Genomic DNA, 15077 nt, shown 5'->3' with positions numbered 1-15077 from the left:
CCCGGTGAGGTGAGAAGCCACGGGACCGACGAGCCCGGCTGAGGCCAGACATGGAACGGCCTCGATGCCGAGCCGAACGGCTCACGGAATTGAACTGAGTGGTCGGACGCATCCTATGGGCGCTTTCCGCCCCGGTCGCGTTGTCAATCCGACGAAGCCGACCGCCGTGCAGCGGCTTGGGACTTTGGACCCGGCCCGCGCATGTAATGTAGTTCGGGGCGGTAAGGATCACGCAACTCGCCCAGGAGCGTGTGAACCGCCTTCCTGAGACCCTCCAGGAATGTCGGGCGTCCCGAGGCCGGCGTGCCGCTATCGGCTTCGGTCTCGATCTCGCGCTTCATCAGAGACTCCCGAGCATCACCATGGCAACCGTGATCGCGGCGAGCGACGACATGAAGCCGATGAAAGCGGTTCTGAAGGATGGCGCGTTCTGCGACGGGGCGAGCTGAGCGGATTGGGGCATCGGGCACTCTCTGTGGACGCTTTCTACCGTCCGGATCCTGCTAATTCGTTACGGCCAAGGCGGACGGAATGATGTGTGTTGGGACACAAGGACCGATCGCGGCGGCTGGTCGGGTCGGCGCGCTGGCGCCGCTCCGTCAGCATCGCGAGACCGCGCGAATGACCCACCCTTGGTCTTCGAGCCAGAACTTCCGGCGGATGCGTTGACACTCCCCGGCAGGTTCGCCCGCGAGCTTGCGTGGAACGACCGTACGAGCCCGAGGCAGCAGTCTCGTCGTCTCGGGCTCTCCGGCCCCGAGCCTCATGGAAGGCGTGTCCGGCAACATCGTGCGCGCCGAAACCGGCAGGATCACGAGCGCCAGAATGAAAGCCGCCGCTTTCAGGACGCGATGTTGGGAACGGCTCAAGAACGGCCTCTCGGACATCATTTCTCTCTCAGCGCTGGGCGACGGCCTGCGGCACGCGGGTCAGGATGGACGTGTTCGTTCCTTCGCGACGCTCGATCGTGATGACTCTGACCTGTCGCGAGAGCCCTCCGCTCGCGCCGGAGATGCAATCGCTCGAGAGATGAGGCCAGGTCTGGGCAGCGCACCGGTCCGACGATGTCGTCAGCCGATTGCTCTTGGTGTTTCTGACTGGCGTGACGGCGATGAAATCCGCCGATGACGTCCGCTCGTCTGCGGCTCCCGAACTCGCGACACCCTCGTCGGCTGCAATTCGATCCTGGAATGGCTTCACCACCGGCGCGTCCTGCGCCCACAAGGCTGGAGGATCGAAAGTCGTCACGATCCCAACGGACAGAACGGCACTTACAGCAGACATTTTGACCAGGCCGAACATCGGTCATCTCCCTACTGGCAGCGTTCTGCGCCAGTCATGAAGCTGCGGTGTAGACCTAGTTCATTGCGGGTGATTTGCGTCCTGCGGAAAACGCGCGGTCGATTTGTTGCGTCGCCGGACGAGAACGAAACATTCGGCTGCGAAGAGGCCGGCCGGCTTGTCTGACAGCGATCCAAAGGCGTTACTGATGTCGCGCGGAAGCCGCTATGCGTCGTGCCATCGCGAGCCGTTCTCCGGCCTCGTCATTCGCGAGATCGACGGATCATCGTGATGGGCACGACGTGGGAGATGTCCCTCTTCACCGTCGGTGAGCGTTTACCCTGAGACACCCAATCCGGCCAGCGTAGAAAGAAGAGCGAATACTGACTCTCTACCGCAGTCCGAGGAACGACAGGACTGCCAGGACGACGACGACTGCTCCTATGATCCAGATGATGTTGTTCATGGCGATCTCCTATTCCAGACGTGGGGAGCAAACCGTCAAGATTGAACTTCGTTCCCGGCGGGCTACGGCTCGAAAGAGGAATCTTGTGGAATTGGTATCGCTCCGTCCGACGCCCCTGCTCCGGCGATGCGGCGCGGCACAAATCGGAGAGGCCCGAATACTGGTTGGTATTCGGGCCTCTCGCAAAGACTTCGGAGCCGATCAGCTACGGTCGCGGTCCGTTCCGGTGCCGCGCCGCTGGCGCTCGACCTCGACCTCCGTCCGACGCACGGTGTCCTCTACGGTCTGTGTGCGCTGGTCGACGTCCTTGTGGACCCGCAGTTCTTCCCGGACTCTCACCTCCTTCGAGACGACCGGCTCTTCGGACCGCTCCTCCATCTCGATCGTGCGATCCTGGAAGGGATCGTCCGCGCTTTCGCCCGTCCGGGTGCGTGCACCCTCGACGGGATGCCGCTCGATTTCGACATGTTCCTCGCGAAGGGAAACCGGCTCCTGCATGGGCCGCTCGACGACATGCGAGCTGATCCGGACGCGGCCGCCGCTCCGTTCGCGCTTCCCGACCTGGAGTTCCTCCTCGGCGATCGGGATCACTTCCTCCCGACCGGAATCCACGCTGCGAGCGGTGGGCGGCACGGACGTCGCCCTTGGAGCCATGTCGCGCGGCTGCGTGCCGAAGGTTTCGGCCGAAGGGACATCGCGTGAGACAACATCTTCCGAAGCGCGGGACGTTCCGGTGCCGATGGGCATCTCGCCTGTCGTCATGCCCGTCGTCATCAAGGCCGCGGCTCCGATGGCATCGCCGTGGCTCGTCCACCCGCCCGCGCGCCAGGCCTCCTGGCGTTCGTCGAGATCGACCGTGCCCTCGCCGTCCAGAATATCGACGATCCGGTCGACGTCGCTCTCCCGGGCTCTGACGGTGACGAGCGAGCCCCCGCGGCGTATGCCCTCCTCGTAGGCACGCGCCTCAGTCTCAGGTACGCCCGCCCCGGCGAGAGCGCCAACAAGGCCGCCGACCGCGGCACCGGCACCGGCACCGACCAACGTCGACGTGAGCCAGCCGGCCGCGACAACGGGGCCGAGGCCCGGGATTGCCAGGAGGCCGAGGCCGGCCAGCAATCCGGCGCCTCCTCCAGCCAGCGTTCCGATCGCAGCACCGGTGCCGGCACCCTCGTCGGTTGCAGTCTCATCGTCGCGGATCATGTCGGAGCGCGGCGCAAGGTGGCTGTGACGATCGCCGTGATTATTCGTGACGAGGCTGATGTCGGAGCTGGGCACGCCTGCGGCCTCGAGGCGGCGCACCGCTTCGGCAGCATCGTCGTAGGAATCGAAGAATGACGTAATGGTTTTGTCTGACATGAAGGGGCTCCTGCTCTCGGGAAGAAGCCTGCCGGCGCTCCCCTCGTGAATCGCGTGTGGTTCAGCGTGTGGCGATGTGACCGCGGTAATCGAGCATCACCTCGACTGGCCGGCCGTTCTGCATCGCGCGGCCGTGCCAGATTCCCTGCTCGTTCTTGGCGAGGCCCTGGATGTTCGTGAACCCTTGAGCCTCCATGCGGGACCGCGCCTGCCCTTCGGTGAAGCTGTTGGCGCCCGCCTCCACCGCACCGGTCGTCTCCGGTCCTGCGGCTGGGTTTCTTGATCCATTCTGATTGGAAGCGCCCGGGCCCGGACTTACCGGAGTAGTCCGGCTTCCCGTCTGTTGAGCCAATGCCGGCCCACTGAGGACGACGGCAGCGGCCAGAGCCGCAAGCAATGCACGCATGGCGAGGGTTTCCTCGTGGTCGATCAATGCATTGCTAATGAGCGAGGCGCAGGGCGGTTCCAGCAGAAAGCGCTTGAACGGCAAAGCTTTACGCGAAACGCGGCGCTGCGATCCACATAGACCGCCGCGCAGAGCAGTTGCACGCGCAAGCAGGATGAGACCCGTTGCTTGCGATGCGGAGGGATGGTCTGACTTGGCGTGATGCTGCATGCCGGCAGCAGCGGCATCTTTCCGATACAGTGGAGAGCGATCAGCGCGCCGGGCGATTTCCGGACGCGGCGCGCATCGGGCGTCACCGACGCCCGACGAATGTCATCTTTATCGGTATTCGCGCGGGCGAGGCGTCAACCGCGACCGACATACGGCATCTTCGTCGCCATCACGGTCATGAACTGCACGTTAGTGTCGAGTGGCAGGCTCGCCATGTAGACCACGGCATTCGCGACGTGCTTGGGATCGATCAGCGGTTCCGCCTTGATCGATCCATCCGCCTGAGGCACGCCATCCTTCATCTTGCGCGCCATGTCGGTCTCGGCATTGCCGATATCAATCTGGCCGCAGGCGATATCGTATTTGCGTCCATCGAGCGACGTGGATTTCGTGAGGCCGCTGATCGCGTGTTTCGTGGCCGTATAGGGCGCCGAGTTGGGACGGGGCGCATAGGCCGAGATCGAGCCGTTGTTGATGATGCGGCCACCGCGCGGCTGCTGCGCCTTCATGATCTTGAAAGCCTGCTGCGTGCACAGGAATGCGCCCGTGAGATTGGCCGAGACCACGGTGTTCCACTGCTCGAAGGTGAGATCCTCGAGCGGAATGGGCGGCGCGCCGGTTCCCGCATTGTTAAAGAGAAGATCGAGACGCCCGAAGCGGTCACGCACCTGCGCAAAAAGCTGCTCGACGGAAGCCGGGTCGCCGACATCGGCCGTGACGACGAGCGTGCGATCCTTCGGTGCCTTCGCGGCAGTCGCCTCAAGGGGCTCCCTGCGGCGTCCGCAAAGGACGACGTGGAAGCCGGCCTCGACCAGAGCGAGGCTCACCGCCTGCCCGACTCCCGTCCCCGCACCTGTCACGAGACCGATTTTTGCTTCTGCCATGGCTCCGAACTCCCCTGCCGTGGATCCCCACAACCTGACCGTTCGAGTAGCCGAAAGCAGCGCGGCAATCTACGCCCGATTGGACAAAGCCCTGGCGATCGGCACGGTCCTCCCCTTCAATCCCCGCTCTCCTCTTCCGATCGTTCGACCACGGCGCGCTGCTTGCGCAGGCGCACCGGGATCTTCTCGGTCTCCTGCGAGCGCGACCGGCGGATCCTGAGCTCTTCCTTGAGGACGAGCCGCTTCTCTACGATCAGGACTTCCTCGAGCACCGGCACGATCGTCACGTCGCCCTCGGTCCGCACGGGAGGGGGTGCCTCGACGATGCGATCCACGGGCACGCGTTCGACCTCGACCTTCTCCTCCATGAGGTCGGCGGCGACGAGTTGCTCCACTTCGTCGACCTCGGTGCGGATGCGAACGCGCCCGGTGGTCCGGGTGTGCTTTTCGACACGGGCCTCTTCTTCGACCAGAGGTATCGTGTGTTCGGGCTGGGACGGGTTTGTCGCCATGGCGGGTGCTCCGGGCAGTGCGGCGCAACGTGTAGAGCGATGCTCTTGTTCCGGCGGTGAGCCGCTCCGCCGCCTTTTTACCGACGCAAGGATCGGCTATTCGTGGGATTCCAAGTACGAGCCGCAGAAGCGGCCAGTGGGGGTATGATGCGTCATATCAATCTTGCGGACGGGCTCCGCTTGCGCTTTCCGGGGCGCTCCGAGGACTTCGACCAAGGCGTCGAGATCGGCATGCTGGCGGTTCTCATGGATCTCGGGGGACGGGAGTTCACGCGATGGGTCTCCCGCGCGACCCTGGATCAGGCCCGCGTCCTCGCGAAGCAGCTCGGCTACCATGTCGTGGAAGGCCACACGGACGACGAGTGGGTCGAGCTCACCTTCCGGAACGGCCCGGCGCGGCCTCAGCTGAGGCTCGTCCACTCGGCGGGCTGACCGGCCCAACAGATGAAGCCGCCCGAAGGCGGCTTCCGTCAGGGTGTCGACCGTCCGGCGTTTTGCGTCAGCGCTTCACGACCATCCAGGCTGCCTGCATCGCCGCGATGGCGAGGGCCGTCTTGAGGGCGGTAGCTGCCATGAACGGAACGAAGCCGACAGCCCAGGCCTTCGCGAAGGGCATGAGCGCCGCGAGCCAGGCGAGGCCGAAGGCGAAGATCACGGCGTGTCCGAGGATCATGACGGCACTGAGCCGCAACAAGGACCGGTCCCAGCCTCGCTCAGCGAGAAAGCCGACAAGCACGGCTGCGGCAAGGAAGCCGAGAAGGAAGCCGCCAGTCGGGCCCGCCATATAGGCGACGCCTGCGACGGCCGGCGGCGTTCCGGCGAAGACCGGCAGGCCGAGAGCGCCCTCGAGAAGATAGAGGGCAACCGTGACTCCCGCGAGCCGCGCCCCATAGGTAGCGCCGAGAACCAGCACCACGAAGGTCTGCATAGTCATCGGCACCGGCCAGAACGGGACCTGGACCTTCGCGGAGAGCGTGAGAAGCGCGGTTCCCACGATGGCGAGGATGGCCGTGCGCAGGGGTGACGACAGCCCCTCGGCGCGTGCAGGCCAGACCAGGCCGATGAGCGGAGCGGATGGGGCAAGGGACGATGCGCCAGAAGCCATGAACAATTCTCCAGGAGGGCCAGGGGGCCCTCCCCCGCGGCTCGATCCGGGTCTATATCGCTCGGCGCGAAGCCTCAAGGCACTTGCCAAGAGTGCTCCAGGCAACGCGTCGCAGAACTTTTGCAGCAAACGAGATCGATGTCAGATTCTTCGGCCCAAGACCCTGTTTTCGACACTTCCCCCGTGGCGCCGGGCACCTGTCTCCGCCTGAGCCCGGGCATCCGCCGGATCGTGGCCGGTAACGGCAGCCCGTTCACCTTCACGGGCACCTGCAGCTACATCGTCGGAAGCGGCAAGGTCGCGGTGATCGATCCGGGGCCGGATATCCCGGCCCATCGCGACGCGCTTCTCGAGGCGCTGCGGGGCGAGACGGTGACGCATATCGTGGTCTCCCACACGCACCGCGATCACTCCCCCGGGGCCCACGCGCTTCAGGAAGCGACAGGCGCGGTGATCGTCGGCTGTAGCCCGCACCGGGAGGCGCGGGCGCTCGCCGCAGGCGAGACCGACACGCTCGAGGCGAGCGGCGACCGGGATTACCGCCCCGACGCGGAGATGCACGAGGGCGACACGATCGAGGGGCCCAGCTGGCGCCTCGTCGCGCTGGAGACGCCGGGCCATATGGCGAACCACCTCTGCTTCGCCTTCCCGGAGGAACAGGCGCTGTTCTCCGCCGACCACGTGATGGCCTGGGCGACGACCGTGATCGCTCCGCCCGCCGGCTCCATGAACGATTTCATGAACTCGCTCGACAAGCTCCGGGGCCGCGACGAGACGGTATACTGGCCCGGCCATGGCGGGCCGGTGCGGGATCCGCAGCGCTTCGTGCGCGCGCTGCATCATCACCGCCGGCAGCGCGAGGCCTCGATCCTGGCGCGCATCGCGGCCGGGGACCAGAGGATCGAGGAGATCGTGCAGGCGATCTATGTCGGCCTCAACCCGATGCTCCGCGGGGCCGCGGGGCTCTCGGTCTTCGCGCATCTGGAAGATCTCGCGATGCGCGGCCTCGTGCGAACGGACGGGATGCCGAGCCTGACCGGAGAGTATCGGCCTGCGTAATATTATACCGCGGGCTTGACGGATCCTAAGGGTTTGACGGGATAGAACTTCCGCCTTCGATCTACGAGGGCGAGGCATCGGATGTGCGGCATTGCCGGCTTCATCGGATTTCCCGAACTGACGGGACGGGAGAGACACGCCGTCCTGACCGAGATGACGGATACTCTGGCCCATCGGGGGCCGGACGATGCGGGTGTCTATATCGACGAGGCCGAGGGAGTTACTCTCGGACACAGGCGCCTGTCGATCGTCGATCTCACCGCCGGCGGCCATCAGCCGATGGCCTCGCGGAGCGGACGCTTCGTGATCATCTTCAACGGCGAGATCTACAATTTCGGTACTCTGCGGCGAGATCTCGAAGCGGCGGGCATCGCGTTGCGCACACGGTCCGACACGGAGGTTCTCCTCGAGGGGATCGCGCAGTGGGGGCTCGATGCCATGCTCGAGCGTGCCGAGGGCATGTTCGCGTTTGCGCTCTGGGACAGGCACCAGCGGCGGCTCGTGCTCGTGCGCGATCATGTCGGCATCAAGCCGCTCTACTGGTCGCGCCTCGGTCGAGGGCTTCTCTTCGCATCTGAGCTCAAGGCGCTTGCTGCCTTTCCGGGTTTCGAGCGCCGGCTCGATGCCGCGAGTGTCGGAAGCTTTCTGAGGTTCGGCTATGTGCCGGCACCGGCGACGATCTTCGCGAACGTGCACAAGCTCGAACCCGGCTGCACGATCACCATCGCTGAAGGTAGCGAGCTGCAGATCCGGCGCTATTGGAGCCCGCGCGACCTCAGGCCTGCTCTGCAATCACGCCGCTCGGATGTGGAGACGATTGAGGAACTCGATGCACTGATCGCCGGCTCCATCGCGCAGGAGATGGTCGCCGACGTTCCGGTTGGAGCCTTCCTGTCGGGCGGCATCGATTCATCGCTCGTCACCGCCCTGGCTCGCACACGTGCCTCCTCGCTTCACACCTTCAGCGTCGGCTTCGACGATCCGGAGATCGACGAATCCAGGCATGCGGCGCGCGTGGCCGCGCATCTCGGGACGGAGCATCACGAGATTGTCGTGTCCGCACGGGATGCTGCGGAAGTCATCCGGTTCCTGCCATCGATGTACGACGAGCCGCTGTCGGACATGGCGCAGATACCGACCTTTCTGGTCTCGCGTCTTGCACGACAACACGTGACCGTCGCCCTCTCGGGCGATGGCGGGGACGAGCTCTTTGGCGGATACGAGCGCTATGCCCGCGCACTCTCCGTGCAGGATACGCTTCGCTGGATTCCACAGAGTGTGCGTGTCACGGGAAAGCTTGCCATTGCGAGCATCCCAAATAGTGTGTGGCCCGCACTCGCGAAAGCAACCGGAATTGCACCGGATCGCCTCGTGGCCAAGGCGCATCGCGCCGCGCGCATGCTCGCGCGCCAGGAATCGTCCGATGTGTATCGTGACGTGATCTCGCTCTGGTCCGAGCCGCCGGGTGGCTTCGCGAGGGGCGACGCCACACATCCGATCTGGAGAGAAGCGGAACGTCTCGAGCTTCCGCCGCTCGCACTCTTCCAGCTCATCGATCTCGAAACCTATCTCCCGGACACGATCCTCGCCAAGGTCGACCGCGCGAGCATGGCTACGAGCCTGGAAACGCGCGTGCCGCTCCTCAACCGCCGCCTCATCGAACACGCATTGTCGCTGCCGCTCTTGATGCGCAGACGTGATGGCATTGGGAAGTGGATCATGCGCGAGACGCTGTATCGCCATGTCCCGCGGGCGCTGGTCGATCGGCCAAAGCAGGGATTCGGTGTGCCGATGGGGCGCTGGCTCAGAGGCCCACTGTACGCGTGGGCCGACGATCTTCTCTCGCCGTCATCACTCGCGCAGATAGAGATTCTCGATCCGGAGCCAATCATGCGCCGGTGGAATGAGCACAAGAGCGGGGCGGCCGATTGGAGCTATTCGCTCTGGGCCGTGCTCGTGCTCATCGATTGGTGGCGCGCCTGGCGTCCTGGGATTGGGATGAGGTGAAAAGTTTCAAGTATGGCTTCATCGCCCTCCTCTTTTCCTGAGAGGTTGGCGCTGCCACCCCTCACTCGGACGCTTCGCGTCCGATCTCTCCCACAAGGGGAGAGGTGAGGTTTGGGTTCGTTCTGCCAAATTGGGGCGACCTCTCTTGTAAGGCGCGAAGCGTCCGGGTGACGCGGGAAACACGGCGCTGAAATACGAAGCGACCCACTCTCCGACGATGCAGCCATAGAATTTCGTACCGAGCGGACTATGGCCAAGAGGCCTAGCGAATCCGGCCGCGCGGCTGAATTGATCGAGTCTCCGAAAGCCCTGTGAATCACGTGGGCGACGGAGGCAAGTGTTGCGTAACAATGATAGCGGCGCTGACGGCGCATGTCATGCGTCCGTTGCCCACTTTCCACATCATTCGAGCTCGATCGATGTCGGCTCTCGCTACGAGTTCGGACTGAACTGGTCCGCCTTCGCGAGCACCATAGACGAACGTGCGATCGACGAGGCAGAAGCAGGCCTTCGCCGCCTATTTCCGAACGATGAAATCGCCGGGCGACGCTTCCTCGATATCGGATGCGGATCGGGCCTGCATGCGCTGGCAGCGCTGAGGCTCGGCGCGGACGAAGTCACGGCGATCGACATCGATCCGCATTCGGCCGAGACGACGCGGCGTGTTTTCTCGCAATTCGCGCCGAACGGCCGATGGACGGTGCGCGTCGGCAGCGTGCTCGAACTCGCGGAAGACCCTAGCTACGACATCGTCTATGCGTGGGGTGTTCTCCACCACACCGGCGCCATGCACCGCGCCATCGAGCGCGCGGCAGAACAGGTCGCGCCAGGCGGCCTGCTGTGCCTGGCGCTCTACCGCAAGACACCGTTCTGCCGGTTGTGGAAACACGAGAAGCGCCTCTACACGGCAGCCCCTCGCCCCGTGCGCCGGATGATCGAGCGGCTTTACCTCGCCGGCCTCTCGCTAGCGCTGCGTAGGCGCGGCGGAAGTCTCGAGCAGTACCGGGAATCCTACGAACAACATCGCGGCATGGAATTCATGACCGACGTGCGCGACTGGCTCGGCGGCTATCCTTACGAGTCGATCAGCGAAGCCAACATGCTCGCGTTCGGCCGAAGACTGGACCTCATCACCGTTCGAACCTTCTGCGAGCAACAGGGCTCGGGCCTCTTCGGGAGCGGCTGCAATGAATATGTATTTCGCCGCCCCAAGCGCTGAGGGGCTGCCCTCCCCTGCACCACCTCGCCTGCGGATCCTGTTCGTCTGCCGGGCGCTCGGCATCGGCGGCGCCGAGCGTCAACTGGTGCTTTTGGCGCGATTGCTGGCCAACCGAGGATACGGGATCGCGATCGCGACCTTTTACAGTGGCGGCGACCTCGAGCAGGATCTCGCGGGATATGATGTCGAGCTGATCCGCCTCGCGAAGACGAGCCGCTGGGATATTGTTGCGCCGTTGCGAAAGCTTCGGCGCGCGATAGAAGAGTTCGAACCTGACATCGTCCATGGCTATCTGCCCGTCGCCAATCTCCTGACGCTCGCGGCGCACACCGTCAGACCGCGGCCGCGCATCGTGTGGGGTATCCGCGCCTCCGACATGGACATGGCGCGCTACGACTGGCTGAGCCGATTGGCGTGGGTCTGCGAAGGGCGGCTCTCCGGATGGGCGGATCTCGCGATCGCCAATTCGAAGGCCGGAGCAACTCGGGCGGCGGCGCGAGGCTTTCGGCAGGACAGGCTGAAAACCATCCCGAACGGAATCGATCTGACGCGCTTCAGGCCGCAACCCGAGAAGCGGGAGGCGAAGCGCCGATCTCTCGGGCTCCCGGTCAATGCGACGCTCATCGGACATGTGGGACGCCTCGACCCGATGAAGGATCACGAGACCTTCTTCCAGGCCTTCATGAAGCTGGGAGAGCGCAGACGGAACGTGCATGCCGTCTGCATCGTCTCGGGCGATGCGAAGGAATTGCAGGCGCTCCGACAGGGTGCATCGGTGTTCTATCCATCAGGGCGGATCACGATACGTATAGCGGTTTCGGATATCGAGAACGTCTATCCGGCTTTCGATGTCCTGTGCTCGTCCTCACGCTACGGCGAGGGCTTCCCGAACGTCGTCCTCGAGGCGATGGCCTGCGGCGTGCCCTGCGTCGTGACGGATGTCGGCGACGCCGCCGGGATCGTGGGAGAGGCCGGAGAGGTCGCGCGGCCGGGCGATCCCGATGATCTCACAGACGCGCTCCTTTGGGTGCTCAGAAGGTGCGATCACGAGGGCGAAATGCTCGCCCGGCTGGCACGGCAGCGAGCGGAGCACTTCTCCGCGGAGAACCTCGTCGAACGCACGGAGCACGCGCTCGGCACGCTCGTGCACGCATGATCACCGTCGTTCACCTCATTACCGGGCTGGTCCGAGGAGGAGCGGAGACGACCTTGTCGCGTCTCGTGACCCGCATGGATCCAGGGCGATTCCACAACGTCGTCATCTCGATGAGGCCGCCGACGCCGTTCTTCGAGGAACTGGTCTCACGCGGCGTGGAGATCCACTCGCTCGGGATGCGCCAGGGGCAGTCGAGCCTCGCGGCTCTTCTGCGGTTGAAAGCGCTTCTGGCAGAATCCCGTCCTCAAGTGCTCCAGACGTGGCTCTACCACGCCGATCTCTTCGGCACCCTGGCCGCTGCAGGGACCGGCATACCGCTCGTCTGGAACCTGCGAAACTCGGAGATGGGAGGCACCGACGGAAAGCGGATGCACCGCGTGCTGGTGCGGATGCTGGCGCGGCTTTCGGGGCAGCCAACGGCCATCATTGCGAACTCGCACGCAGCCGAACAGGCCCATTCCGCTGCTGGCTATCGGCCGAGGCGGTGGGTGCATGTCCCGAACGGCTACGATACCGACGAGTTTCGGCCACGCCAGGATGCCGGGCGACGCCTGCGGGCTGAGCTGGAACTGCCACGTGACACTCTTCTGATCGGCCATTTCGCCCGGTTCGATCCGATGAAGGACCATGGCACCTTCTTCACAGCGGCCGGCGCTGTCGCGAAAGCCTATCCTCGCGCGGCGTTCGTGATGGGCGGATGTGGCATCACGAGCGAGAACGCAACGCTCCAGCAGGCCATTGCAGAAAACGGGCTGGCCGGCCGCGTGCACCTTCTCGGCGAGCGCAAGGACATGCCGCAGCTCCTCGCCGGCCTCGACATGCTCGCGCTCTCCTCCGCCTATGGCGAGAGCTTTCCGAACGTTGTGGCAGAGGCCATGGCCTGCGGGATTCCCATCGTCGCGACGGATGTCGGCGATACGGCCCGGATGCTGAAGGCGAGCGGCGTGATCGTGCCACCGCGCGCACCGGACGAACTGGCGCGGGCGCTGACGTTCCTCTGTGGACTGGAGGCTCGGGTGAGCCGGCGGATCGGCGCCCAAGGGCGGCAAATCGTGTGCGAGCACTTCACGATCGACCGCATGGTCCGGCAATACGAGGATCTCTACACGAATCTCGTGGTCAGCGCTGCGCTGAACCCGGCCCGACGGTTCCGTCTCCTGCCGGAACCGGCCGAGTGACGAAGAGATGGCAGGCGCTGCCGAGCACCCGCGCGAGATGCGCACGGCGTTCGATGCTCCACTTCAAGCCGAACACCATGTGCCCCGTGTAGAACAGGCCCATCGGCGCATCGCGCAGGATCTCGAAGCCGTTCTCCCGAAAGGATTGCCGCCACCAGCGCGGGTGGAACAACCATAGTTCCTTAAGGGAATTGCCGCGCTCTCCGTGACGCGGCTGAAACACGGCGCCGGCGAGATGCCGGGCCACCTGCAGCCAGGCCCGGGCGAACGCGCGCCACGCACCCGCCCGCGGCAGAAGCTTGTGGCGCAACGAGAAGGCCTGCTGCAGGGCATCCGGAAAGGCCGAGACGCTCGTCCAGAACCGCCAGGCATGGGTCGGCATCGCGTGGATGCAGAGACCGCCCGGCGCGAGGACGCGGCGGATCTCCCGGCTCATCTGCGCGAGATCCGGGACATGCTCGAGGACGTTGGACGAGAACACGATGTCGAAAGACGCATCCGCGAACGGGATCACGCGCCCGTCATAATCGATGATCGGAAAGATGCGTTCGGCGCTGTAGTTCGACGAGGCGATCTCGATCGCCGCGATGTCGAACCCGCGCCGCGCGAGCGCGTGCGCCTGCTGGCCCGTTCCGGCGCCGATCTCGAGAATGCGCGCGCCGGGGCGCAGATACGACGCGACGAGCTCGATCTCCGCGGCGCGAACGGCATCGAGATGGGCGAGGCAGAACATGGATCAGCGCGCCTGCGGTTCGCCGGAGAGGCCATAAAGCCGGAGCGTCTCGTCGAGCATGCGCGCGAACCCGAACCGTTCCGCCACGAAGCGAGGCCCCTCCTTCCGCGCGCGTGGTGCCCAGGCCGGATCACCCAGGATGGAGAGAACCGCATCGGCGATGCGGCGGGGATCATGCTCCTGCACGAGGATCCCGGTGCTCCCCGGCGCGATCGCCTCCCGCGTGCCGCCGGCCTCGGTGGCCACCACCGGCACGCCGAGGATACTCGCCTCGAGAACGACGTTCGGCGTGCCTTCGAACCGGGAGGTGAGGAGGAAGACGTCGAGCAGGGAAAGCCCGAGCGCCGCATCCGACATCGTGCCGGGGAAATGCAGCCGGGTGCCGAGCCCGCGCCGTGCCGCGAGAGCAAGCGCCTTCTCCCGGAGCGGCCCTGCCCCGAAGATCACGAAGTGAGCGTCCGGCCGGCAGCGGGCCACGAGGGCAGCGGCCTCGATCCAGAGGAACGGCTGCTTCTCCTCGCAAAACCGGAAGATCGATCCGACGACCGGAACGCCCTCCGGGATCCCAAGGCGCGCCCGCAGCGCCACGACGGAACCCGGATTGGCCCGCTGGCTCCGAGGGGGATCGATGCCGTTGCGCTTCACCCGGAAGCGATCCGGCGGCAGGCCGAGCCAGCGCGCGTAATCCGCCGCCCCCGCCTCGCTATTGTTCACGAGCACGACGCCCGGACAGGCGGCGAGCTCCCGATAGGCGTGGACCATGTAGGGGCGGAAGGTGGCGAAGTTCGGCGGGGCGACATTCCGGCCCGAGAGGATGATTCGCGGCACCCCGACGAGCCGCGCCGCATAGCCGGCCGCGATGCTCGCCGCATCCTGCCAGGCATGCACGACGGAGGGCTTGAGCGATGCGAACTCGGCCGCGAAGCGGAGGACTTCGGCCCGCACGGCGTCGGGCAGCCAGCCGATCGCAGCCTTGATGCGCAGGAGCGCGGCGTCATCAAGCGTCCGGGCGAGCGCCTCCTCGGCCGCATCCGGATCCATCGCATTACGCACGAAGCCGGCAAACGCCGCGAGCGCCGGCTTGTAAAAATCGTGGTCCGGGCTCTCCCCGAGCCGCAGGCAGAGGAGCCCGAGGGAGAGCTCGGTCAGATCGGCAACCCCAAGAAGCGTGTTGACGACCTGCCGTTCGACACCGCCCCATGCGAGGGCATTGTTGACGAGGAGGATGGGCCCTCGGGCGAAGAGTTCGGGCACGAAGGCGGGCTCCGCCATGCGCAGGGCGATGGCGCGGCGATCAAACCGGTGTTCGATCTCTCCGGCGAATGCAGCCTCGGCGAGCGGCGCAAGCCGCTCTTTGACGGCGTAGGACAGCGAGCGCCGGGCCAGAGGCCGAAGACGCCGGTAGAGAGGCGCCGCAATGCGAATCACGAAAGCGGACGTCACGGGACGTCGTGGGGGACCGACAGGGAATCATGCCGGCGAAGAGAAGCTGGAGGCATCAGGTC

The 15077-nt window shown here is 65.3% G+C and carries 17 protein-coding genes; 6 read left to right on the top strand and 11 right to left on the bottom strand.

Annotated elements, in window-relative coordinates; translation table 11 throughout:
* Nucleotides 1-143 precede the first annotated feature (143 nt).
* From BN1233_RS47045 to BN1233_RS18135, 8 genes are all read right to left on the bottom strand, one after another.
* Entirely contained in the window at nt 144-341 is a 198-nt protein-coding gene (locus tag BN1233_RS47045) for a hypothetical protein (protein WP_147707365.1), read from the bottom strand.
* Nucleotides 341-463, bottom strand: coding sequence for a hypothetical protein (locus BN1233_RS50555; protein WP_280139395.1), 123 nt, complete (start codon nt 461-463; stop codon nt 341-343). The genes BN1233_RS47045 and BN1233_RS50555 overlap by 1 nt, the downstream gene beginning before the upstream one ends.
* Before the next feature lie 136 nt (nt 464-599).
* Entirely contained in the window at nt 600-869 is a 270-nt protein-coding gene (locus BN1233_RS18160) for a hypothetical protein (RefSeq protein ID WP_147707363.1), read from the bottom strand.
* Nucleotides 870-897: 28 nt separating this feature from the next.
* Nucleotides 898-1302, bottom strand: coding sequence for a hypothetical protein (locus tag BN1233_RS18155; RefSeq protein ID WP_046864964.1), 405 nt, complete (start codon nt 1300-1302; stop codon nt 898-900).
* Between the two features lie 646 nt (nt 1303-1948).
* A complete protein-coding gene (locus BN1233_RS49745) occupies nt 1949-3103 on the bottom strand; it encodes a YsnF/AvaK domain-containing protein (RefSeq protein ID WP_063776630.1) in 1155 nt (384 codons plus the stop codon).
* Nucleotides 3104-3164: 61 nt separating this feature from the next.
* Nucleotides 3165-3509, bottom strand: a complete 345-nt coding sequence (locus tag BN1233_RS44195) for a hypothetical protein (RefSeq protein WP_046865074.1) — start codon at nt 3507-3509, stop codon at nt 3165-3167.
* A 344-nt stretch (nt 3510-3853) separates the two neighbouring features.
* On the bottom strand, nt 3854-4603 hold the full coding sequence (locus BN1233_RS18140; protein WP_046864963.1) for an SDR family oxidoreductase: 750 nt from the start codon (nt 4601-4603) through the stop codon (nt 3854-3856).
* Nucleotides 4604-4719: 116 nt separating this feature from the next.
* Nucleotides 4720-5115: a YsnF/AvaK domain-containing protein gene (locus BN1233_RS18135; RefSeq protein ID WP_046864962.1), complete on the bottom strand. Its 396-nt coding sequence runs from the start codon at nt 5113-5115 to the stop codon at nt 4720-4722.
* Nucleotides 5116-5259: 144 nt separating this feature from the next.
* On the opposite strand from BN1233_RS18135, the gene BN1233_RS18130 reads away from it, so the two are divergent.
* The gene (locus tag BN1233_RS18130) at nt 5260-5547 is read left to right on the top strand and encodes a hypothetical protein (protein WP_046864961.1); all 288 of its coding nucleotides are present in this window, start codon (nt 5260-5262) and stop codon (nt 5545-5547) included.
* A gap of 67 nt (nt 5548-5614) precedes the next feature.
* On the opposite strand, the gene BN1233_RS18125 is transcribed toward BN1233_RS18130, so the two are convergent.
* Nucleotides 5615-6220, bottom strand: a complete 606-nt coding sequence (locus BN1233_RS18125; RefSeq protein ID WP_082145523.1) for a biotin transporter BioY — start codon at nt 6218-6220, stop codon at nt 5615-5617.
* A gap of 138 nt (nt 6221-6358) precedes the next feature.
* Here BN1233_RS18125 and BN1233_RS18120 point away from each other — a divergent pair, with 138 nt between their 5' ends.
* The 5 genes from BN1233_RS18120 (at nt 6359) to BN1233_RS18100 (ending at nt 12839) form a co-directional block, all read left to right on the top strand.
* Entirely contained in the window at nt 6359-7279 is a 921-nt protein-coding gene (locus BN1233_RS18120) for an MBL fold metallo-hydrolase (protein ID WP_046864960.1), read from the top strand.
* A gap of 81 nt (nt 7280-7360) precedes the next feature.
* Complete coding sequence (gene asnB, locus BN1233_RS18115) at nt 7361-9286, top strand: asparagine synthase (glutamine-hydrolyzing) (protein WP_046864959.1); 1926 nt, start codon at nt 7361-7363, stop codon at nt 9284-9286.
* Between the two features lie 340 nt (nt 9287-9626).
* Nucleotides 9627-10505, top strand: a complete 879-nt coding sequence (locus BN1233_RS43040) for a class I SAM-dependent methyltransferase (RefSeq protein WP_048707972.1) — start codon at nt 9627-9629, stop codon at nt 10503-10505.
* Nucleotides 10474-11661, top strand: coding sequence for a glycosyltransferase (locus tag BN1233_RS18105; RefSeq protein ID WP_082145521.1), 1188 nt, complete (start codon nt 10474-10476; stop codon nt 11659-11661). Before BN1233_RS43040 ends, BN1233_RS18105 begins: the two co-directional genes overlap by 32 nt.
* Entirely contained in the window at nt 11658-12839 is a 1182-nt protein-coding gene (locus tag BN1233_RS18100; protein WP_046864958.1) for a glycosyltransferase, read from the top strand. The genes BN1233_RS18105 and BN1233_RS18100 overlap by 4 nt, the downstream gene beginning before the upstream one ends.
* Here the strand turns inward: BN1233_RS18100 and BN1233_RS43035 are convergent.
* Together BN1233_RS43035 and BN1233_RS18090 are read right to left on the bottom strand one after the other, a co-directional pair.
* Nucleotides 12781-13572 (bottom strand): class I SAM-dependent methyltransferase, encoded by a 792-nt coding sequence (locus BN1233_RS43035; protein WP_048707975.1) that lies wholly within the window; start codon nt 13570-13572, stop codon nt 12781-12783. The genes BN1233_RS18100 and BN1233_RS43035 overlap by 59 nt on opposite strands.
* Nucleotides 13573-13575: 3 nt before the next feature.
* A complete protein-coding gene (locus BN1233_RS18090) occupies nt 13576-15015 on the bottom strand; it encodes a glycosyltransferase (protein ID WP_046864957.1) in 1440 nt (479 codons plus the stop codon).
* Between the last annotated feature and the right edge of the window lie 62 nt (nt 15016-15077).

The sequence above is a fragment of the Microvirga massiliensis genome, assembly GCF_001006805.1.
Classification (GTDB): Bacteria; Pseudomonadota; Alphaproteobacteria; order Rhizobiales; family Beijerinckiaceae; genus Microvirga; species Microvirga massiliensis.
Note: the sequence above shows the minus strand (reverse complement) of the source record. Positions and strands in the feature narration are given on the sequence as shown.